Source organism: Cellulomonas olei (assembly GCF_039548315.1).
Classification (GTDB): domain Bacteria; phylum Actinomycetota; class Actinomycetes; order Actinomycetales; family Cellulomonadaceae; genus Cellulomonas.
The window spans coordinates 23,599-45,087 of sequence record NZ_JBCLVN010000008.1 but is presented as its reverse complement, the minus strand read 5'-3'; the positions used below and the strand labels follow the sequence as shown (position 1 = coordinate 45,087).

Sequence of the window (21,489 nt, the reverse complement as noted above, 5' to 3'; positions counted from 1 at the left end):
CCGGCGCGGGGAGCGCAAGATGGCTGTGTGATACAGCAACATGTCCGCCGCACCGTCCTGACCTCCACCGCGCTGGCCGCCGGGCTCGTCACCCTGCTCGCCGGCTGCGGGTCCTCCGGCGACACCGCCGCGCCCACCGCGCCGCCGCCCGCCACCACCACGACGCCCGGCACGCCGGCCCCCGGCGACGACGCCACGACGCCCGGCGCGGGCGCGACCGGAGGTGCGGACGGCGGCGGCGGGACGACCGGCGAGGGCCCCGGCGGCTCGTCCGGCGACGAGGGCGCGGGCGACGGGCTCGAGCTCGCGCGCTGCGCGACCGGCGACCTCGAGCTGTCCGTCGCCGACCAGGACGCCGCCGCCGGCAGCCGGCACGTCGACCTCGTCCTCACCAACACCGGGGACGACGCCTGCTGGCTCCAGGGCTGGCCGGGCGTGTCGTTCGTCGGCGGCGGGGACGGCGAGCAGGTCGGCGCGTCCGCGACGCTCGACCGGTCGAGCGGCCACGACACCGTGACGCTGGACGCCGGCGGCACCGCGCACGCTCCCCTGACCGTCTCCGTCGCGCAGAACTACCCCGCCGAGTCGTGCTCGCCGGTGCAGCCCGACGGGTTCCGCGTCTACCCGCCCGGGTCCACCGAGTCGCTGTACGTCCCCGACGCCGACCTCGAGGCCTGCGCGAGCACCGACGTGACGCTGCTGACCGTCCAGGCGCTGCAGCCCGGCAGCTGACGACGACGCCCGGCCGGGACGCGGTGCGCGTCGCCGGCCGGGCGCGGGGCGGGCGCGGGGCGGGTGCGGGTGAGACCGGGGTGGGCGCGGGTGGCTCAGCCGGGGTCAGGCCCGCGCCGCCGGGGTCGCGCCCCGCACGCCCCGCACGGCCGCGGCGACGGGCACGACCACCCCGATCGCCACCACGGCGACGGCCAGCCCCGCGAGCACGCCGACGTCCAGCACGGGCAGCGGGCTGCCGAGCAGCCCCTGACCGACCCCCACCAGGGCGGGCAGCACGCACGCCACGCCGACCGCGAGCGCCGTGAGCGTGGTCAGGCCGGACTCCACGGTCACCATGCCGAGCAGCTGCCGGCGGGTGGCCCCCGTGCGGCGCAGCAGCGCCAGCTCGGGCGCCCGGGACCGCACGAGCAGCACCAGCGTGTTCGCCGCCGCGACCGCCACGAACGCCAGCAGCGCGAGCAGCAGCCAGGTGGACAGGCCCTGCTCCCCCGCGGCGGCGTCCCGCACCTGGGCCGCGTAGCCGGCGGCGTCCGTGACCGCGAGGCCCGCTGCCCCCAGCTCGGCGCGCACCGCCGGTGCCGCACCGGGAGCGGTGAGACGCACGAGCACCGCCCCGCCGGCCGGCTCGGCTCCGGTCGCCGCGGCGTCCGCCGCGACCCGCTCGCCCACCAGGTAGTCGCCGAGGCCGAGTCCCCGGTCGTACAGCGCGACCACCGTGAGCTGCCGTTCCTGCCCGCCGATCCGGACCAGCACCTGCCCGCCCACCCCGGGGCCGCCGACGGCCGCCTCGCGGCTCAGCGCGATCGTGCCGTCGTCCGCCAGGCCGGCCAGGTCGCCCGCCCGGACGTCCGGGTCGAGCAGGCCGGCCTGCGCCGGGACGGTGCGCAGGGTGGTCGGCTCCCAGCCCAGCGCGTCCAGGAACGGCAGGTCCTCGTCGGGCTCGTCGACCATGACCTGCGCGGGCACGAGCGTCGTCGCCGCGGCGTCGGCCACGCCCGGGAGGGCGGCGACGCGGGCGGCGGCTTCGGCCACGTCCGGCCGGTCGGGCACCACGAGGTCCGCGGTGACGCCCTCGCGCACCTGCCGCTCCGCCGCCTCGACGACGCCCGCGTTGACGCCGGACTGGACGGTGCCGAGCGCCAGCAGCAGCGCGAGCGGCACGATCGCCCCGGTGAGGCGCCGCGAGAAGCCCCGGGCGTTCGCCAGCGCCAGCGTGGTCACGGCGCCGCGCCGCCCAAGCGCGAGGCCGCGGCGGGCCGCCCAGCCCACCAGCAGCGGGCCCGCCAGCGCGGCCGACGTGATGAGCAGGAACGCGGACGTCGTCGCCGCCGCGCTGCCCATCAGCCCCGGCAGCACGAACGGCACGCCGGCGGCGGCCAGCCCCACCGCCGCGAGCACGAGGGCCGTCAGACGGCGCCCCCGCGACAGCCCCGACCGCTCCACCGCCGAGCGCTGCAGCGCGGTCGCCGGGCTGAGGCGCGCGCTCTCCCGGGCGGCGACCCGGGCCGCGAGCAGCGCCGTCGGCACCAGCAGGGCGAGCGTCGCGAGCACGGGCCACGGCGACAGGGTCATGGCGAAGCCCTCGGGCACCACGCCCCCGGCCCGCAGCGCCCCGGTCAGCCGCGGCGCGAGGAGCAGGCCCGGCACCGTGCCGAGCGGCGCCGCGACCGCGAACACCAGCAGCACCTCGGCGGTGATCGTCGACCGGACCTGGGCGGTCGTGGCACCGATGGCGCGCAGCAGCGCGAACTCGCGGGACCGCGGCCGCAGCGCGCCCGCGAACGTCGACGCGACCACCAGCAGGGCGATCAGCACGGCGGTGCCCGCGAAGGAGGACGCCACCGCCAGCAGCATCGCGGCCGACGGGTCGGCCTGCGCGCCGGGTGACGCCGACAGCCGGAGGCCCGCCTCGACCCACGCCCCGGTCGCGGTCAGCAGGGCCGCGGCCAGGACGACGACGAGCGCGCTGCCGGCGAGGCCCGCACGGTGGACCCGCACGGCGGACAGGGCGGAGGACCACATGCCGCTCACCGCCCGAGCCCGAGCATGCGGTCGGTGACCTGCTCGACCGTGGGCTCGTCCAGGTGGCCGACCACGAGGCCGTCGGCCAGGAACAGCACCCGGTCCGCCGTGGCGGCCACGCGGGCGTCGTGCGTCACCAGGACGAGGGTCTGGTGCAGCGTGGCCGCCGTCGTGCGCAGCACGTCGAGCACCTGGGCGCCCGTGTGCGAGTCGAGCGCCCCGGTGGGCTCGTCCGCGAAGACCACCGCCGGCCGCGTGATGAGCGCCCGGGCGATCGCGACGCGCTGCGCCTGACCGCCGGACAGCTCGCCCGGCAGGCGGTCCTCCATGCCCTCCAGCCCGACGGCCGCCATGAGGTAGCGGCGCAGGTGCGGGTCCGGCGCGCGCCCGCCGAGCTGCAGCGGCAGCGCGACGTTCTCGGCGACCGTGAGGTGCCCGACCAGGTTGTACGACTGGAACACGAACCCGATGCGCTCCCGGCGCAGCCGCGTGACGGCGTCCGGGGACAGGGCGGTCAGGTCGTCGCCGCCGACCAGCACCTGCCCGCTGGTCGGGCGGTCCAGACCGGCTGCGCAGTTCAGCAGCGTGGACTTGCCGGACCCGGACGGGCCCATGATCGCGGTGGCCGACCCTGGCGGCAGCGCCAGGGAGACGCCCGCGAGCGCCTCGACGGTGCCGCGGCCGCTGGGGTAGGAGCGGCGCACCTGCACCAGCCGGACGGCCGGTTCGGTGCCCGCGACGGGCTGCTCGGTGGTGGGTGCGGGGAGCGTCACGGTGTCCTCCGGGGGTCGACGCGAGGGGTCCTTCTTCTCGCTCGCCACGCTAGGAACCGGGCACCGTCGCCCTCCAGACGCGCAGGACGCAACTGCACGGCCTGCATCCTCCGATGCAGGCCGTGCCCCCCGGGGCGGACCTCCTACGGGCCCGGCACCGCCACGACGCGGTTCTGGTACGCCCACACCACGGCCTGCAGCCGCGAGCGCACGCCGAGCTTCGGCATCATCCGCGCCAGGTGCGACTTCACCGTCGACACCTCGACGACCAGCGTCGCGGCGATCTCCTCGTTCGACATCCCCTGCGCCAGCAGCTGCAGGATCTCCCGCTCCCGCGCCGTCAGGACGTCGGCCCCGCGCTCCACGGTCACCGGCTGCAGCCGCCGGCGCCCGGCGAACTCCCGCAGCACGCGGTGCGTCAGCGCCTGGTCGAGCGTCCCGAGGCCCGCGGCGACCTGCCGCACCGCGTGCACGATCGTCTCCGGCTCCGCGTCCTTCAGCAGGAACCCCGACGCGCCGGCCTCCAGCGCCCCGAAGACGTACTCGTCGAGGTCGAACGTCGTCAGCACGAGCACCGGCACCGGGTGCTCGGCGTCCGGGCCGCACAGCTCCCGCGCGACGGAGATCCCGTCCCGCCCCGGCATCCGCACGTCCAGGCACACGACGTCCGGGGCGGTGCTGCGGGCCAGCGCCAGGGCCTCGACGCCGTCAGCGGCCGCGCCCACGACCTCGAGGTCCTGCTCGGCGTCGATCAGGGCGGTGAGGCCGGCACGGACGAGGGGCTGGTCGTCGGCGACGAGGACGCGGGTCACGGGGCGGCTCCGGTGGCGGGCGGGACGGTGCGGGGGGTGGGCGCGGCGGTGCCGCTCCCGGGGTCGGGTGCGGGGTCGGGTGCGGGGTCGGGGGGCGGCGCTCCCGCGGGCGAAGCACCGACGGGCTCCGTGCCGGGCCGCTCGCGGGGCTCCCGGGGCAGCGTCAGCCGCACCTCCCACCCCCCGTCCGGCGTCGGACCGTGCCGCAGCGTCGCCCCCACGAGGTCGGCCCGCTCCCGCATCCCCCGCAGCCCGTGCCCGCGGTCGTCGCGCTCGGCCGGCGCCGGCACGAGAGCGGGCGGGTCGTTGCGGACCGCGACCACCACGGCGGCGGCCCCGCGGTCGTCGACCATCACCCGGCAGGCCGCCCCGGGCGCGTGGGAGCGGGCGTTCGCCAGCGCCTCCTGGACCATCCGGTACGCGGTGAGCTGCCCGAGCGGACCGACGCCCGCGCCCAGCTCTCCGTCGGCGCCCTCGGGGCGGAGCACCTCGACCGTCGTCGGCGCCCCGGCCACCGCGCCCGCCGCCGCGACCAGCCCCGGGACGGCCGCCAGGGACGCCGCCTCGGTCTCCGCGGGGTCGTCCGCGCGCAGCAGCCCGACCAGCCGTCGCAGGTCCTGCAGCACCACGCGGCTCTGGTCCCGGACCGCCCGCACCCCCTGGTGGGCCGCGGCGGGGTCGGTGTCGATCTGCCGGTCGATCGCCGAGGCCATGAGCGCGATGCCGGACAGGTGGTGCGCCGCGATGTCGTGCAGCTCGCGGGCCATCGCCGTCCGCTCGGTGGCGACCGCCGTGCGCACCAGGGCGTCGCGCTCGCGGGCCAGCGCGCGCAGCTCACCGGCCTGCGCCTCGCGGACGGCCCGCCGGGACGCCACGACCAGCGCGGTCCCGAGCGGCAGCGCCACCAGGAGCACGGCCTGCCCGAGGGCCGCCGCCAGCAGCAGGGGGACGCTGCCCGTGACGCCGGTGCCCCGGAGCGCCCCGTCGGCGGTGAGCAGCGCGAGCACGACGGGCAGCACCCCGCGCAGCCGCGCGAACGGCACCGCGACAGCCGCCCGGTACACCGCGACCAGCACCGCCAGGCCCGTCAGCCCGCCGGCCCCGGCACCCGCCGCGAGCGCCGCCACCACCGCCGCTGCCGACACCCCGAGCAGGACCGCGCGCGGGCGGGACCGCACCCACGCCAGCGCGACCGCCTGCGCGGCGAGCGCGAGGAGCACCAGCCACCAGCCGGCCGATCCCGCGGGCACGTCCGCCGGCACTGCCGCGTCCGCGGCGGGGTCGGTGTCGAGCCGCGCCAGCAGCGGCAGCGCCAGCAGCCCCGCGACCGCGACCGCACCGGTGACCGCCGCGGCCACGACGTCGCCGCGCGACGGCCGCTGCCCGGCGGCGTGCGGCGGCGTCCGCCCGACGGCGTCCGGTGCGGGCGAGGTCACCATCCCGGCATCGTGCCACGCGGCGCGGCCGCCTCCCCGGGGGTGCGGCGGCCCTCCTCGGGCGGGCGTGGCCACCGGCGCCGCGACCTCCGGCACGACGCCGGGAGCGCCCGGCCCCACCCCAGCAGGTGGACCTCCCGGTCGTCCTCGTCACAGCCGCTGTGCAGGGGGCCGCTCCCGGCGCAGGGGCGGACGTCCGGCGACAGGGGCCGTCGGACCCTCCCGCCACGGGCGGCACCGGCCTACCGTCGGGGCATGAGCCGTTCCCACACCCGCTGGTCGGACCTCCCCACGTCCCGCCGGGTCGGCGCCGTCGTCGTCGGCCTCGCCCAGGTCACCCTCACCGCCGCGGCGTACCGCGACCTCGCGCGCCGCCCGGCGTCCGAGGTGAGCGGGACGAAGCTCGCGTGGGGGCTGGCGATCCTCGTCAACTGGGTCGGGCCCCTGGCGTACTTCGCGAAGGGACGCCGCACGGCGGGCTGACGCCGGGGCGCCCGCCCGAGCCTGCGAGGATCCACCCGTGACCACGCGACGCACCCCGCCCGGCCCGCTCGACACCGACGCGGCGGAGGCGCTCTGGACCGCCTACGTCGCCGCCCACCCGGAGGCCGTCGCCGCCGGTGACGAGCACGTCGTCGACCGGTTCGGCGACTCGGTGGAGCTGAGCGACGAGCTGCTCGGGATCGTCCGCCACGGCGCCAAGCGCGCCACCGCGGAGCTGGTCACCGAGTTCGCGCACCGCGGCGAGCCGCTGCCCCGCGTCGGCGCGCACTGGGTCGCGTGCGACGGCCGCGGCGCCCCCGCGCTCGTGCTGCGCACCGTCGAGCTGCGGGTCGCGACGTTCCGCGAGGTCGACGCGGACTTCGCGTTCGACGAGGGCGAGGACGACCGCAGCCTGCGGAGCTGGCGCGAGCAGCACCGGGTCTACTGGGAGCGCACCTGCGCGGCCCGCGGCGCCCGGTGGAGCGAGTCGGACGAGATCGTGCTGGAGCGGTTCCGGGTGGTGTGGCCGCCGGAGCACGCGGACTGAGGCTCTGCTGAGGCCTTCCTGACGGTCCGGGCGTGGCGGTTCCCCCGGGTGCCGGACCGGGTGATCCTGGCTCGCGGCCCCTCCTCCGAGGGGCACGGGGACCGCGTCCCCGGCCGCGCACCAGCCCGAGGCAGGCCCGTGAAGCGACGCAGCACGCCGCCCGAGATCACCTCCGCCGACGACCACCCCGCGCCGCGGACCCGCCGCGGCCCGAGCCGCCGCACGCTGCTGCGGACCGCCGGCATCGGCGCCGTGGGCGTCGGCCTCGGGGCGGCGGCCGGGCCGGCGTGGCGGGCCGTGACGTCCTCCGCCGAGCCGGCTCGGGTCCCGTTCCCGTCGGCCGACGAGCTGCGCGTCGACGGCGTGACGGTGGTCGACCCGCTCGACGGCAGCGCCACCGAGGGCCGGTCGGTACTGCTGCGCGGCGGGCGGGTCGTGACCGTCGGGGCCGTCGGCGAGGTGACGTCGAGCCCCGGGGCCACCGTGCTCGACGGCGACGGGCGCTGGGCCGTCCCGGGCTACACGAACATGCACTCCCACGCGCTCCAGGCCGAGCACCCGGAGCTGCTGCTCGCCACGATGCTCGCCGAGGGCACCACCGGGTTCCGGCAGATGCTCGGGACGGACGACATGCTGCGGTACCGCGCGGAGGACCGGCTGCCGCTGACCCCGCACGCGCCGGCCCTGCTGTCGATGCCGGGGCGTCTGGTGCTGCCGTTCACCGCCGGCTCACCCCAGGAGGCCCGCGACGAGGTCGCGCGGCAGTGGGACCGCGGCGCGGACTTCATCAAGATGGTCATGGTGGAGCGCGAGACGTTCTTCGCGGCGGTCGACGCCGCGCACGAGCGGGGCATGCGGATCGCCGGGCACCTGCCCCCGCCGGTGGGCGTCGCCGAGGCCGCGGAGGCCGGGTTCGACTGCATCGAGCACCTCGGCACCGGCAACGCGGTCTTCATCGCCTGCGCGACCGACGAGGACGACCTGTGGGCGCAGCAGGACAAGACGATGCCGATCCCCGGCTGGGTGACCGGCCTGCCGTTCGTCGACAAGGTCTTCTCGGCGATGACGGACAAGCAGCTCATCAACCCGGCCGCGTTCGGGGACCCGGCCGGCGTCGCGCTGCTGCAGCGGGCGCTCGACGGGTTCGACGAGGACAAGGCACGGGCGCTCGCCCGGACCCTCGTCGCGCACGGCACCTGGCAGTCACCGACGCTCGTGCGGCTGCGCACCCAGTACCTCGCCGACTCCCCCGAGTACGCCTCCGACCCGTGGCTGCGCCGGATGTCGGCGGGTGCCCGGGCGGACTACGAGGACGTGCTGGCGACGTTCCGGGCGCTCCCCGCCGAGATGCGCGCCACCTACCGCGAGGCGTACGCGCGGTCGGTGGACGTCGTGCGGATCATGCACGCCGAGGGCGTGCCGGTCGTGGCGGCGACGGACGGCCAGGGGCGCGTGCCGGGGCAGTGGCTCCAGCTCGAGCTCCAGGAGCTCGCCGCAGCCGGCCTGTCGCCGCTCGAGGTCCTGCGGTCGGCGACGGTGGCCCCCGCCCGGTACCTGGGCCGGTCCGACCGGTCGGGCCGCCTCCTACCCGGGGCCGACGCCGACCTGCTGCTCCTGGACGCCGACCCGCTGGCCGACGCCGCGCACCTGGGCCGCATCTCCGTGGTCGTGCGGGGCGGGCACCCGTTCACGGCGGACGAGCTCGCCGCGACGGTCGACCGGCTGGACGCCGAGGGCCCGAGCGCGGCGGCGACCGCGGCGCTGGCCGGGGCGCGACGCAGCCCGGACCTGTGCTGCCGGCTGTGACCGGGCCGGCGGGCGGGGCGGGCGGTCAGTGCCCGCCCGCAGTCAGCGCCCGCCCGTGGTCAGCGCCGGCAGCTCGACCGTGAACGCCGTGCCGGCCTCCGGCGAGCTGGTGACCGAGACCCGGCCGCCGTGGGCCTCGACCAGCGACTGAGCGATCGCGGTGCCCAGCCCGGAGCCGGCCGACCCCGCGGTCCGGGGGCGGCCGGGGTCGCCGCGCCAGAACCGCTCGAACACGTGCGGGAGCTGGTCGGCCGGGATGCCGGGCCCGGTGTCGGCGACGACGACCTGGTGCCGGGACCCGCCCGGGAGCACCCGGACGGTCACCACGGCGTCCGGAGGGGTGTGCTGGACGGCGTTCCCGACGAGGTTCCGCAGCACCTGCGCCAGGCGCGCGCCGTCGCCGAGCACCACCGCGGGCCGGTCGGCGTCCAGGCGGACCTCCCGCAGCGGCGCGACGACCCGGGTGTCGGCCACCACGTCACCGGCCAGCGCCGCGAGGTCCACCGGCTCGCTCTCCAGGGGCCGGCCGGAGTCCGTCCGCGCGAGCAGCGCGAGGTCCTCCACCAGCAGCCGCATGCGCACCAGCTGGCCCTCGACCCGTTCCATCGCGGCGGCCTGCCGGTCGGGGTCGGTCAGCCCTCCGCGCAGGTACAGGTCGACCCAGCCGGTGGCGGCCGTGAGCGGGGACCGCAGCTCGTGCGACGCGTCCGCGACGAACGCCCGCGTGCGCTGCTCGGCGTCCTGCTGGGCGTCGAACGCGGAGTTGACCATGCGCGCGACGTCCGCGACCGCCGGGTCGCCGCGGTCGTCGACCGGCAGCCGCACGCTGCGGTCCCCGTCGGCGATGCGCGCGGCCCGCTGCGCCATGGCGGTCAGGGGCCGCAGCCCGCGGTCGACGATCGCCACGGCGACCGCGATGAGCAGCGCGATCGTCACGGCCGCCCCGACCGCGAGCGCCCCCACGATCGTCGCGAGCGTGGCGCGGCGCTGCCCGCCGTCGGAGACCAGCACCACCCGGTCGACCGCGACGGGACTGCCGTCCACCGCGTAGGTGAGGAGGCCCGCGGTGTCGATCGCGGCCGCGATGTCCCCGGAGGCGACCTCGACGGGCTCGGAGGACTCGGCGGCGGCGACCGTCGCCGGGTCGGCACCCAGCGGCGGCACCGAGGTGAGGACGTCCCCGGAGGCGTCGACGAGCACGACGCCGAGCTGGTGGCCGACGGCGTCGCCCAGCCGGTCGCGGGTCAGGTCCGCCCCGCCGGCGGCGCGCAGGCTGCCGAGCACGCGCGCGGCGGCGTCCTCGAGCGAGCGCCGGTCGCGCTGGTCGAGCTGGTGGGAGGCCAGCGAGAACCCGATGACCGCCGACAGGACGATCGCGAGCGACGTGACGAGGGACAGCGTCAGCGTCAGCCGCGCCCGGATCGAGCGGACCCTCATGCGGCCGAGGGGTCGCGCACCGCGTAGCCGAAGCCGCGGACGGTCCGGATGAGGGGGGCGTGCCCGTCGTCGACCTTGCGCCGCAGGTTCGACACGAAGCGCTCCACGACGTTGCCGTCGCCCCCGAAGTCGTACTGCCAGACGGCGGCCATGATCTGGCCCTTCGACAGCACCCGGCCGCGCTGCTCCAGCAGCAGCTCGAGCAGCCGGAACTCGGTCGGCGAGAGGTCGACCGTCTCGCCGGCGCGGCGCACGAGGTGGTGGGCGCGGTCGAGCTCCAGGTCGGCGCACCGCAGCACGTCGTCGTCGGGCTGCACCACGGACCCCCGGCGCAGCAGCGCGTCCAGCCGGGCGACCACCTCGACCGCGCTGAACGGCTTCGTCACGTAGTCGTCGGCGCCCAGCCGCAGGCCCCGCACGCGGTCGTCGACGGTGTCCCGGGCGGACAGGAACAGCACGGGCAGCCCGGCGTCGCGCCGCCGGACGAGCTGGACGAGCTCGAACCCGTCGGTGCCGGGCATGGACACGTCCAGCACCAGCACGTCCGGCCGCTGCGCGCGCAGGGCCGCGAGCGCCTCCGTGGCGCCCGCGGCGACGTCGACCACGAACCCGGCGAAGTCCAGGGTCGACGCGAGCATCTCCCGGATCTCGGGGTCGTCGTCCACGACCAGCACGCGGGGGGCCATGGCGTCAGCCTCGCACGCCCGTCAGGCCGCGGGCGTGAGGACGGGCGGCCGCGGAGCGGGCACGGCGGGGACCGCGGGCACCGGGACGAGGCGCTGCCGGCGGATGCCCGCGGCAGCGAGCGCGAGGCCGGCCGCACCCCACGCCACCAGCACGACCAGGTCGGTCCCGAGGGCGGCGCCGGACCCGCCCGCACCGCCGGTGGCGAGCGCGGCGGCCGCGTCGGCGAACGCGCCCAGGGGCAGCAGCCCGTGCAGCGCGGCGAGCGGGGCCGGGGCGGTCTCCAGGGGCACCAGGCCGCCCACCGCGGCGATCTCCAGCACGGTGAGGACGGCGAGCGCCGGCACGCCCGCGCGCGGGAACGCGGTCACCGCGCCCGAGGCGAGCAGCGTGAACGCGAGGCCGCCCAGCAGCGCCAGGCCGGCGAAGGGCAGCGGCTCCGCGACGGACGCGCCGCCGACCGCGAGGGTCGCGGTGCACGCCAGCGTCGCGACCGCCGCCACCAGCGCCCGGGGCGCGAGCACGCGGCGGACCAGGCGCCGGGTCCGCACCGGGGCGTCGAGCTCCCGCCGGCCCGGGCGCCGTCCGACCAGCGCCACCGTGACGGCCCCCAGCCAGAGCACCACCGCGGTGACCGTCGCGGCGAGCCACCCGTCCGCCTCGGACCCGGCGATCTCGCTCACCGCCACGGGCTCGGTCACGACGTCGGCGAGCCGCTCGGCGTCCTCTCCGCCGACGGCGGGCACCTGCGCCGCGCCCGCACCGAGGCCGTCCGCGAGCGCTTGCGAGGAGTCCGCCGCCGTGGCGGCCCCCGCGGCGACCTCGTCCGCGCCGGAGGCCAGGTCCGCGGCGCCGGACCCGAGCTGCGCCGCGCCGCCGGCCGCCTCGGACGCACCCGTGGCGAGGTCCGCCGCCCCGGACGCCAGGCCGGCCGCCCCGCTCGCCACCTGGCCGGCCGCGTCGTCGGCGCCCGCCGCACCCGCGGACAGCCCCGCGGTGCCCGCCGCGAGGTCCGCGCCCCCCGAGGCGACCGTGGCCGCGGCCTGGGCCGTCGCGTCGAGCTGGGCGCAGAACGGCTCCGAACCGGGCACGGGCGGGCACGCCTCCGACAGCGCCGCGAGCGACGACGCCAGGCTCTGGCTGCCCGTCGCGAGCGACCCGGCGGCGGAGTCGACCGAGGCCGCGGCCGCCGCGAGGTCCCCGGTGCCGGCGGCCAGGGACGCGGCTCCCCCGGACAGGTCCTGCGCGCCGCCGGCGAGCGACGCCGCCCCCGCGCTCACCGAGGCGGTGCCGGTGCCGAGCGCGCCGGCACCCTCCGCGAGGGACGACGCGCCCTGCGCGACCGAGGCGGCCCCGCTGCTCAGCGCGTCGAGGCCGTCCGTCAGGTCGGACGCGCCCGCCGTCGCCTCGGTCAGCGCGCCGGACAGGTCGTCCATCCCCGCGTAGACCTGCGTGAGGTACGCCTCGGTGACCTGGTCGCCCAGGCTCTGCGCCGCACCGTCGGCGACGGCACGGCTCGCGACCGCGCCGACCGTGGAGGACGCGGGGTCGGTCTCGAGCACGAGCTGCGCCGTCCGGGGGTCGTCGCCGCCGGACGACAGCACGTCGGCCGAGAAGCTCTCCGGGATGGTGAGCACGGCGTCGTAGGTGCCGTCGGCGAGGCCCTGCTCCGCGTCCTCGGCGGAGGTCAGGCGCCAGTCGAGGGAGGTCGTGCCGTCCTCCGGGTGGATGAGCGCGGACGACAGCGCCCGGCCCGCCGCCATGGGGGTGTCGCCGCGGACGATCTCGTCCTCGTTCACGATCGCGGAGGGGATCCGGTCCACGGCGTCCGCGCGGTCGGCGAAGCTCCAGATCAGGACGGCGGTCGCCAGGACGGGCAGCAGCACGGCGGCGAGCGCGGCGAGCGCCACCGCCCGCGTGCGGGTGGTGCGGGTCATCGGACGGTCTCCAGCTCCTGGGTGACGGGGGCGGCGGCGAGGTCGAGGCGGACGACGGTGGCGCCGTGGCGCAGGAGCGTCGCGGCGAGCCCGGCGGGCGCGTCGGTGAGCACCAGCAGGCGGGCGCCGCCCGCGAGCGCCACGGTGGCGGCCAGCCGCAGCCGGGCGGCGGGGTCCAGGGCGTCGGTCGGTGTGCCGAGGTCGCCGAGCACGGCACGCACCCGGTCGACCCGGGCACGGCGGACGCGGCGGGACCCGGGGCTCAGGGCGAGGGTCCTGCGCGCGTACTCCTCGGCGGTCGTGCCGCCGGGGACGTCCGCGGCCGTGGGGGCGGCGACCAGGCACCGCGCCTCCTCGGCCTGCTCGGGGAGGATGCGGCCCGCCACGGCCAGCTCGCCGGAGACGGTCCGGGCCCGCGCCGTCAGGGCCAGGGACACCGCGCGGGCGGCCGCCAGGTCCGCCACACGGAGCGCGACGACGTCGCCGGCGTCCGCCCACACGTCCAGCGGGGCGTCCCCCTCCCGCACCACGAGCCCGCGGGCCACCAGCAGCGGCGGTCCGGCGCGGCCCGATCGGCTGCCGGCGGCCACGTGCCGCTCCACCGCCTGGCCCTCCACGTCGACGACGGGCAGGACGCGGGCCAGCCGGCGCGGCAGCCACCACGCCCGGTCGCCCAGCAGCACGAGCACCGCCGGCACGAGGGTCATCCGGACCAGGAACGCGTCGACCAGCACACCCACGGCGAGGCCGAGGGCGATCGGCTTCAGCGTGGCCGCGCCCGAGGGCACGAACGCGGAGAACACCGCGACCATGATGACCGCCGCCGCCGCGACGACCGGCGCCGAGTGCCGGAACCCGTCCAGCACCGCCTCGCGGGCCGGCTGCCCGTGCGCGTACTGCTCCCGCATCCGGCTGACCAGGAACATCTCGTAGTCCATCGCGAGCCCGAACAGCACGCCCATGACGATGATCGGCAGGAAGCTGACGACCGGCCCCGGGCTCTGCCCGAACAGCAGCACCGGGAACCAGCCCCACTGGAACACCGCGACGATCGCGCCGAACGACGCGCCCACGGACAGCACGTACCCGACGGTGGCCTTGAGCGGCACCGCGACCGACCGGAACACCAGCAGCAGGAGCACGAACGACAGGCCCACCACCGTCAGCCCGAACGGCAGCAGCGCGTCGGCGAGCTGCTCGGAGATGTCGATGTTGACCGCGGTGGTCCCGGTGACCCGCAGGTCGGAGACGCCGGTCGCGTCCTCGATCGCCGGCGCCTGCTCCCGCAGCTCGTGCACCAGGTCCACGGTGGCGGGGTCGGACTGCGCGCCCTCCGGGACGATGCGCAGCAGCGCGGTGTCGCCGCCCGGGTTCGGGGTCGCGGTGTCCACGGCGACGACGCCCGGGACGGCCGCGACGGCGTCCGCCAGCTCGTCGACCGTCGCGACCGGGTCGGTGCTCGCGAGGACGTCCGCCGTGATCAGCAGGGGCGCGTTCCACCCCGGCCCGAAGGTCTCGCTCACCGCGTCGAAGTGGTCGCGCTCCGGCGTGCCGACCTCCTGCGTGCTCGGGTCCGGCAGTGCCAGGGAGATGCGGAACGCGGGCAGCGCGAGCACGGCCAGCACCGCCACCACCACGCCGATCGTGAGCGCCGGCACCCGGGTGACGAGGCGGACCCAGCGCTGCGACAGCGAGGGCCGGCCGGCCGCGGCACCGCGGCGGGCCGCACCACGCCGCGGGCGGGGACGCAGCCGGTCGCCGGCCAGGAGGGCCAGCGCCGGCACCAGCGTCAGCGCCACGAGCACCGCGGTCGCCACCGCGAACGCCCCGGCCATGCCCATGCCCGTCAGCAGCGGGATCCCCACCACCGCGAGGCCGGCCAGCGAGATGACGACCGTCAGCCCCGCGAACACCACGGCGCTGCCCGACGTCCCCAGCGCCCGCGCCATCGACTCCCGCGGCGGCACGCCCTCGGCGAGCTGGTGCCGGTGCCGCGACAGGATGAACAGCGCGTAGTCGATCCCGACGGCGAGCCCCAGCATCGACGCGAAGCTCGGGGACGTCGTCGACACGGCCGCGACCTGCGAGACCAGCCCCAGCACCCCCGTCGTCAGCAGCACGCCCACGCCGGCGGTGAGGATCGGCATGCCCGCGGCCAGCAGCGAGCCGAACGTCAGCACCAGCACCACCAGCGCGACCCCCACGCCGATGACCTCCGCGGTGTGGTCGAGCTCCGCCACGCCGTTGCCGAACGCCGAGCCCCCCACCGTCGAGGTCACGCCGTCCTCGTCGACCGTCGCGGCGTCCTGCGCCGCCTCGAGCACCGCGTCGTCCGGCTCCGCGTCCTCGAACTGGATCGTCGCGAGGGCCGCGTCGCCCTCCTCGTCGACCCGCAGGTCCTCCGCGGCGGTCACGCTCGCGACGCCCGGCACCGCCCCGATCGCGTCGAGGCTCGCCGCCACGACGTCCGCCGCCGGCGCCGCCGCCACGTCGTGCCCGTCCGCGACGCGGTACAGCACCTGCCCGCTGGCGCCGGACGCCGCGTCCCCGAACCGCTGCTCCAGCACGTCCTGCCCCTGCTGGGACTCCGTGCCGGGGATCGTGTAGTCGTCCTGGTACGCCGACCCCACCGCGCGCGACCCGGCGACCACGCCGAGCGCGACGACGACCCAGAGCACGAGGACCAGCAGGCGGTGCCGGCCGATCAGGTGGCCGAGGCGGTACAGGGCGAGCGACATGGGGATCCCGTCGGGGTGGGGGGAGCACGACGGGGACGAGTCAACGCGGGCGACCTGCCGGGGGGCGGCGGGCGGACCTGACGGTCGGCTGACGGTGCCGGGGGCGGGGGCGGGACCGGGGCCGACGCAGGAGGGGTGCGCGCGACGGCGCCCGACGCGGTCAGGCCGCGGAGCGGACCGCCGCGACCGCGGTGTCGTACAGCGCGGCGAGGTCGCCGGTCCCGCCGCTGCGCGTCCACTGCTCCCCCGCGACGTCCAGGCAGGCGATGGCGCTGGCGACGATCGCGGTCGCCGCGACGGCCGCGCCGGCGGCGTCGTGGCCGGCGTGCTCGAGCCGCGCCCGGACGTCCGGCACGAGGAGCTCCTGCCAGTGCAGGTGCTTCTCGATGCTGCGGGACCGCAGCGACGGCGTCTCGTACATCATCGTCGCGACCCGCAGCATCGTCTCGCGGTCCCCGGTCAGCGCGTCGACCGCCGCGAGCGCCTCGCGCAGCGCCTCCCAGGGCCCGGTCGTGACCGGCACGGCCTCCAGCGCCTCGCGCACGCGCTCCCCGTCGCGGGCGAGGTCGCCGAGCACGACGTCCTCCTTGGTCCCGAAGTACCGGAAGAACGACCGGCGGGAGATCCCGGCGGTCGCGGCGATCTGGTCGATCGTCGTCTGCTCGAACCCCTGGTCGAGGAACAGCCGCATCGCGACGGCGGTGATCTCGGCGTACGCGGCCTGGCGCGACCGTTCCCAGAGCGACGCGCTGTCCGGCATGACCCCACCGTACAGGAGGGACTGATTGACACTCAGTGCCAGCCCGGCATAGTGTGCAGTGACGTCGCACCCCCGCGGCCCGCAACCCCTGGAGCAGCCGTGCCCCTCGCGTCCTCCGCCGACCGGACCGTCCTCGTCACCGGGGCCTCGTCCGGCATCGGCGCCGCCTTCGCCCGGGCCCTCGCGGCCCGCGGTGCCGACGTCGTCCTCGTCGCCCGCCGCCTGGACCGGCTCCGGTCGCTCGCCGCCGAGATCGAGGCCGCCCACCCCGTCACCGCGACGCCGCTCGCCGCCGACCTCGCCTCCCCGACCGCCGGCCCGGACCTGCACGCCCAGGTCACGTCACGGGGCCTGCGCGTGACCGGCCTGGTCAACAACGCCGGCTTCGGCACGTTCGGCCCGTTCGTCGACGAGGACCCGGAGCGCCTGCTCGAGGAGATCGCCGTCGACGTCACCGCGCCCGTGCAGCTCACCGCCGCGTTCCTGCCCGGCATGGTCGCCGCCGGGAACGGCTTCGTCATCAACGTCGCCAGCATCGCCGGGTACAACCCCACACCGCGGATGGCCGTGTACGGCGCCACCAAGGCGTTCGTCCTCAGCTTCAGCGAGGCGCTCTGGGCCGAGACCCGCGGCACCGGGGTGACCGTCTTCGCGCTCACGCCGGGCGCGACCAGCACCGAGTTCAACGCCGTCGTCGGCACCGACGACGCGACCGCGGGCGCCCGGATGCGCACCCCCGACGACGTCGTCGCGACCGCGCTCGCGCACCTCGGGCGTCGCCACCCCGGGCCGAGCGTCATCGACGGCCGCGGCAACCGGGCCGCGTCGGTGGCCGTCCGGTTCATGACGCGGCGCGCCGTCGCGCGGACGACGCACTGGATCACGGACCCCGCGCGGCGACGGCGCGGCGCGGAGGCTCCCGCCGGTCGGTGAGCCGCAGTCCGGCGGACGCGGCCCCGACGGCGGCGGCCGGTCAGCCGCGCGCGGGCCCGACGCGGCGCCCGGCCTGCTCGTCGCCGTCCGCGGGCTCCCGGGCGGCTCCCTCGTCCTCGGCGACGGCGTCCGCGACGGTGGCCGTCAGCAGCGCCAGCGCGTCGGCCGACCGGGACCCCGGCTCCGCCCGGTAGAGCACGAGCACCTGGCCCTCGGCGCCGATCACCGCGAACTTGTCGAACTCCAGCTCCAGCTCCCCGACCACGGGGTTGTCGACCGTCAGCACCCCGTGGCTGGGCGGGACGTCCACGTCGTGCCGGTCCCAGAGCCGGCGGAACACCGCGCTCTTGAGGGCGAGCTCGCCGACGAGCTCCGTGAGGCGCGGGTCGTCGTCGGCCACGCCGGCGGCCGACCTGATCCGCCCGATCAGCCCGCGCAGCGCCCGGTCGGACACGTCGATCCGGGCCTGCACCTCCTCGTCGAGCAGCGCCGAGCGCAGCAGGTTCGCACCCGGGCGCAGCATCGGCGACAGCGCAGCCGCCGCGGGGTTGGCGTGCAGGACGTCCAGGTACCGCCCCTCGACGTAGGCGGGCGCAGGCCAGGCGTCGACGAGCGCAACGACGCCCGGACGCACCCGCTCGGCGCGCCGGGGCGTCCTCCGCGGTCGGCGGGCGGGGTCCGCGAGCCGGTGCAGGTGGGCGCGAGCCGGCTCGTCCAGGCCCAGGGCGCGCGCGACCGCGTCGAGCACCTGCGCCGACGGGTGCCGGTCCCGTCCCTGCTCGAGCCGCGTGTAGTACTCCGTGCTGATCCCCGCGAGCATCGCCACCTCGTCGCGGCGCAGCCCCGGCACCCGGCGGCGGCTGGTCACCACGACCCCGACGTCCTCCGGGCGCACCTGCTCACGGCGCGCCCGCAGGTACTCCCCGATCCCGGTCACGGCCACCCGCTCACGGTAGGCGCGAGCCGGGCGGCGAGGGTGGCCCCGCCGGCACCCCCCTCGGCGCGGCCTGGTTGCCGGCCGGGCACCGACGCACCGTGGACGCATGACACGCACCTGGTTCATCACCGGCATCGGCTCCGGCTTCGGCCGCGAGCTCACCACCCAGCTCCTCGCCCGCGGCGACCGCGTCTCCGGCACCGTCCGCGACCCCGCGTCCGTCGCCGACCTCGCCGCCGCCCACCCCGACGTCCTGCACGTCGCGCGGCTCGACCTCACGGACACCGACCGCATCCGCCCCGTCGTCGACGCCGCCCACGCGCGCCTCGGCCGGATCGACGTCGTGGTCTCCAACGCCGGCTACGGCCTGTTCGGCGCCGCCGAGGAGGTCACCGACGCGCAGCTCCGGCACCAGGTCGACACCAACGTCATCGGCTCCCTCCAGGTGATCCGCGCCGCACTGCCCCACCTGCGCGCCGACGGCGGCGGCCGGATCCTCCAGCTCTCCTCCGTCGCGGGCCTCACCGGCTACCCCGGCGCCTCGCTCTACCACGCGAGCAAGTGGGCGGTGGAGGGCTTCTGCGAGGCGCTGGCCGGCGAGGTCGCGCCGTTCGGGATCGGCGTCACGATCGTCGAGCCCGGCAGCGCCCGCACCGGCTTCGCCACCACCGGCCGGCAGTGGGGCCCGCGCCTCGACGCCTACGACGCCACCCCCGTCGCCGCCGTGCGCGAGATGCTCAGCCGCCCCGACTTCGTCGCCCCCGGGGACCCGGTCGCCATGGCCACCGCGATGATCGACGCCGTCGGCACCGAGCCGGCGCCGCTGCGCCTCGTCCTCGGGTCCGACGCCTGGGCCGGCGTCACGACGGCCCTGGAGGCGCGGCTGGAGCAGGTCCGCGGGCAGGAGGCCAGCGCGCGACGGGGGGGACGGCTGAGCGGACGGGGTGGTGGGTACCCCGCTCGCGCGCAGGGCGGTGCACGCGCGACCTGCTCGGCCACGCGGATGAATCTCCGCCCGCCGGGTCAAGTGCCGTCAGGCGGTGCCGATGGCGCGGTGCATGGGGAGGCGACGCGGCCGGGGGCACCTCGCGCTGAGTGCGGGTGCGGGCGCGATCGCGCTTCACGCCGTGCTGCCCGACGGCCCGTTCCGTGACGTGGTGTTCGTCGTCGTGGGGGTCGGTGCCGTGGTCGCCGTGCTCCGGGCCCAGCGGCAGATGACCGAGGCGCCGCGGCGGGCCTGGGCGCTGCTGGCGCTGGGTGTCGGCGCGTGGGTGCTGGGCGATGCGGTGTGGACGGTCCTGGAGCTGGGGACCGACGTCCCGCCGTACCCGTCGGTCGCGGACCTCGCCTACCTCACCAGCTACCCCCTCCTGGCGGCGGGGCTGATCCGGGCCTTCCCTGCCCCACCGGGTCGTCGTCCCGTCTGGTGGCTGGACGCGTTCCTCATGGTCGGCGGCCTCCTGCTCGCGCTGTGGCTGCTGGTGCTGGTCCCCGCGGTGCGCGTGTGGCAGGCGGACCCCGCAGCAGGTCTGGTCGGCGCGGTCTACCCGATCGGTGACGCCCTGCTGATCGTCACGCTCGCGCGCAGCAGCAGCGCCGTCGGTCGACGCCGCAGCGCCTACCGGCTCACGCTCGTGGCCGTCGCGGTGATCCTGGTGGCCGACGTGCTCTTCCAGGTCGGGCAGACGCAGCCGGTCATCGCCGGCCGGCTGCACCTCGTGGACTCGCTGTGGCTGATCGGGTACGCCACGCTCGCCTGCGCCGCTCGCCGGCAGGCCACGGCCGGCGGTGGCGCGCCCGGACCCAGCAGTGAGCTCAGCGGGATGCACTTCGTGCTCATGGCCCTGTCCGCGAGCGTCGTGCCGATCACCTTGATCGCGGCCGACGTCACCGGCAGGTCGATCCCGGTCGTCGAGGTCTGCACGATCGGCGTCCTCATGGTCGCGGCGATGATGACGCGCTTCTGGGGCGTCCTGGCCGACCTGCGGGAGAAGAACGTCCGCCTCGCGCGCGACGCGGTCACCGACCCGCTCACCGGACTGGCCAACGTCGCCGGCCTGCGGAACCACATCGAGTCGCGCCGGGCCCACGACCCGGCCCGCGGGCGGCCGGCGCTCCTGCTGATCGGGCTGGACGGGTACCGGGACGTCGTCGAGACGCTCGGGCACGAGCCGGCGGACGACATGCTGCGGGCCGTCGCACGCGAGCTGGAGGAGGTGGCTCCCCCGCACGCCCTCGCCGTCCGGGTCAGCCGGGACCTGTTCGCGCTCTCGACCAGCGTGGCGGACGAGACCGCGGCGGACGCCCAGGCCGAGCAGGTCCTCGCCCGGCTCGGGGGGACCGTCGCGGTGAACGGCATGGACCTGACCACCGGTGCCGCTGTCGGGATCGCCGTCGCCCCCGGGGTCCCCGTGACCCTGCCGGAGCTCGCCCGGCGTGCCGACGTCGCCCTGTGGTCCGCCCGGCGACGCACCGGACGCGTCGCGCGGGACGAGCCGGCCCCGGCGGGGCGCACCGGCGCGGGTGCGACCGGCACCGAGCTGCTGCGCGACCTGGTGGCAGCCGTGCAGCGCGGCGAGCTCGTGGTGGAGTTCCAGCCGGTGACGGACCTCGCCACGGGCGACACCCTGGGAGCCGAGGCGCTCGTGCGCTGGCAGCACCCCGTCCACGGGCTGCTCGGGCCCGCCGCCTTCGTGCCCGCCGCGGAGAGGACCGGGCTCATCCGGCCGGTCACGCTCGCCGTGATGGACGCCGCTCTGCGGTGGTGCGCGACCTGGCGCGCGACCGTTCCCGGGTTCGTCGTCGCGGTGAACGTCTCCGCGCACGACGTGGACGACCCGCGGCTCGTGGCCGACGTCCGCGCCGCGCTCGACCGGCACGGGCTGCCGGCCACCGCTCTCGCGCTCGAGGTGACCGAGACCATGGCGATGCGCGACGTCCCCCGGGGCGAGCAGACGCTGCGCGCCCTGGACGCACTGGGCGTCCAGCTGGCGGTGGACGACTACGGCGTGGGGTACGGGTCCCTGGACTACCTGCGCCGCCTGCCGTTCACCGTCCTGAAGGTGGATCGCGCGTTCGTGGCCCCCGCCGTGTCGGACCCGGTCTGCGCGGCGATCCTGCGGTCGACGGTGGACCTCGGTCACGCCCTCGGCATGCACGTCGTGGCCGAGGGCGTGGAGGACGTCGCCACCCTCGACCTGCTGACGGAGCTCGGCTGCGACTCCGCCCAGGGCTGGGCGCTCGGACGTCCCGCGCCACCCGAGCAGTTCACCCTCGACCTCCTCGGCGGATCGAGGGGCCCGCGAGCGGCCTCACCGCCGCAGCACCCGGGCGCACTGCCCGGAGCCCGAGTGGCCCGCGACGCGTCGACCGGCGTCCCCGTCAGCGGTCCCTGAGGGGCGGACGCGTCGGCACCGTTCACGCGGGAGGTGGTGCCACACCTGCAGCTC

Annotated in this window: 17 protein-coding genes; 7 read left to right on the top strand and 10 right to left on the bottom strand. The window is 77.5% G+C overall.

Annotated features, from left to right (window positions below; all coding sequences use genetic code 11):
• Nucleotides 1-27: 27 nt before the first annotated feature.
• Nucleotides 28-732, top strand: a complete 705-nt coding sequence (locus AAHH18_RS04340; protein ID WP_343300706.1) for a DUF4232 domain-containing protein — start codon at nt 28-30, stop codon at nt 730-732.
• Between the two features lie 105 nt (nt 733-837).
• Here AAHH18_RS04340 and AAHH18_RS04335 read toward each other — a convergent pair whose 3' ends face one another.
• From AAHH18_RS04335 to AAHH18_RS04320, 4 genes are all read right to left on the bottom strand, one after another.
• Complete coding sequence (locus tag AAHH18_RS04335) at nt 838-2,757, bottom strand: ABC transporter permease (protein WP_343300705.1); 1,920 nt, start codon at nt 2,755-2,757, stop codon at nt 838-840.
• Between the two features lie 5 nt (nt 2,758-2,762).
• The gene (locus AAHH18_RS04330; RefSeq protein ID WP_283321925.1) at nt 2,763-3,530 is read right to left on the bottom strand and encodes an ABC transporter ATP-binding protein; all 768 of its coding nucleotides are present in this window, start codon (nt 3,528-3,530) and stop codon (nt 2,763-2,765) included.
• Between the two features lie 143 nt (nt 3,531-3,673).
• Nucleotides 3,674-4,342, bottom strand: coding sequence for a response regulator transcription factor (locus AAHH18_RS04325; RefSeq protein WP_343300704.1), 669 nt, complete (start codon nt 4,340-4,342; stop codon nt 3,674-3,676).
• Nucleotides 4,339-5,781, bottom strand: coding sequence for a sensor histidine kinase (locus AAHH18_RS04320; protein ID WP_343300703.1), 1,443 nt, complete (start codon nt 5,779-5,781; stop codon nt 4,339-4,341). The genes AAHH18_RS04325 and AAHH18_RS04320 overlap by 4 nt, the downstream gene beginning before the upstream one ends.
• Nucleotides 5,782-6,033: 252 nt before the next feature.
• On the opposite strand from AAHH18_RS04320, the gene AAHH18_RS04315 reads away from it, so the two are divergent.
• From AAHH18_RS04315 to AAHH18_RS04305, 3 genes are all read left to right on the top strand, one after another.
• Nucleotides 6,034-6,261: a PLD nuclease N-terminal domain-containing protein gene (locus tag AAHH18_RS04315; protein WP_343300702.1), complete on the top strand. Its 228-nt coding sequence runs from the start codon at nt 6,034-6,036 to the stop codon at nt 6,259-6,261.
• A 37-nt stretch (nt 6,262-6,298) separates the two neighbouring features.
• Nucleotides 6,299-6,808 (top strand): ASCH domain-containing protein, encoded by a 510-nt coding sequence (locus tag AAHH18_RS04310; protein ID WP_343300701.1) that lies wholly within the window; start codon nt 6,299-6,301, stop codon nt 6,806-6,808.
• 138 nt (nt 6,809-6,946) lie between these two features.
• The gene (locus AAHH18_RS04305; RefSeq protein WP_343300700.1) at nt 6,947-8,614 is read left to right on the top strand and encodes an amidohydrolase family protein; all 1,668 of its coding nucleotides are present in this window, start codon (nt 6,947-6,949) and stop codon (nt 8,612-8,614) included.
• Nucleotides 8,615-8,656: 42 nt separating this feature from the next.
• Here AAHH18_RS04305 and AAHH18_RS04300 read toward each other — a convergent pair whose 3' ends face one another.
• The 5 genes from AAHH18_RS04300 to AAHH18_RS04280 form a co-directional block, all read right to left on the bottom strand.
• Nucleotides 8,657-10,051 carry a sensor histidine kinase gene (locus AAHH18_RS04300; RefSeq protein WP_343300699.1) on the bottom strand — a complete coding sequence of 465 codons (1,395 nt, stop codon included), beginning with the start codon at nt 10,049-10,051 and terminating at the stop codon, nt 8,657-8,659.
• The gene (locus AAHH18_RS04295; RefSeq protein ID WP_283318776.1) at nt 10,048-10,737 is read right to left on the bottom strand and encodes a response regulator transcription factor; all 690 of its coding nucleotides are present in this window, start codon (nt 10,735-10,737) and stop codon (nt 10,048-10,050) included. Before AAHH18_RS04295 ends, AAHH18_RS04300 begins: the two co-directional genes overlap by 4 nt.
• Nucleotides 10,738-10,758: 21 nt before the next feature.
• The gene (locus tag AAHH18_RS04290) at nt 10,759-12,672 is read right to left on the bottom strand and encodes a YhgE/Pip domain-containing protein (protein ID WP_343300698.1); all 1,914 of its coding nucleotides are present in this window, start codon (nt 12,670-12,672) and stop codon (nt 10,759-10,761) included.
• The gene (locus tag AAHH18_RS04285; RefSeq protein WP_343300697.1) at nt 12,669-15,410 is read right to left on the bottom strand and encodes an MMPL family transporter; all 2,742 of its coding nucleotides are present in this window, start codon (nt 15,408-15,410) and stop codon (nt 12,669-12,671) included. Before AAHH18_RS04285 ends, AAHH18_RS04290 begins: the two co-directional genes overlap by 4 nt.
• A 160-nt stretch (nt 15,411-15,570) precedes the next feature.
• Nucleotides 15,571-16,170: a TetR/AcrR family transcriptional regulator gene (locus tag AAHH18_RS04280; protein ID WP_283318773.1), complete on the bottom strand. Its 600-nt coding sequence runs from the start codon at nt 16,168-16,170 to the stop codon at nt 15,571-15,573.
• A 99-nt stretch (nt 16,171-16,269) separates the two neighbouring features.
• Between AAHH18_RS04280 and AAHH18_RS04275 the strand changes: the two genes are divergently transcribed.
• Nucleotides 16,270-17,103 carry an SDR family NAD(P)-dependent oxidoreductase gene (locus AAHH18_RS04275; protein WP_343300696.1) on the top strand — a complete coding sequence of 278 codons (834 nt, stop codon included), beginning with the start codon at nt 16,270-16,272 and terminating at the stop codon, nt 17,101-17,103.
• A gap of 40 nt (nt 17,104-17,143) precedes the next feature.
• Here the strand turns inward: AAHH18_RS04275 and AAHH18_RS04270 are convergent, their stop codons facing one another.
• Nucleotides 17,144-18,046, bottom strand: coding sequence for a helix-turn-helix domain-containing protein (locus AAHH18_RS04270; RefSeq protein ID WP_343300695.1), 903 nt, complete (start codon nt 18,044-18,046; stop codon nt 17,144-17,146).
• 100 nt (nt 18,047-18,146) lie between these two features.
• Here AAHH18_RS04270 and AAHH18_RS04265 point away from each other — a divergent pair, with 100 nt between their 5' ends.
• Nucleotides 18,147-19,193, top strand: a complete 1,047-nt coding sequence (locus tag AAHH18_RS04265) for an SDR family oxidoreductase (RefSeq protein WP_343300694.1) — start codon at nt 18,147-18,149, stop codon at nt 19,191-19,193.
• Entirely contained in the window at nt 19,168-21,435 is a 2,268-nt protein-coding gene (locus AAHH18_RS04260; RefSeq protein WP_343300693.1) for a putative bifunctional diguanylate cyclase/phosphodiesterase, read from the top strand. The genes AAHH18_RS04265 and AAHH18_RS04260 overlap by 26 nt, the downstream gene beginning before the upstream one ends.
• Nucleotides 21,436-21,489 lie beyond the last annotated feature (54 nt).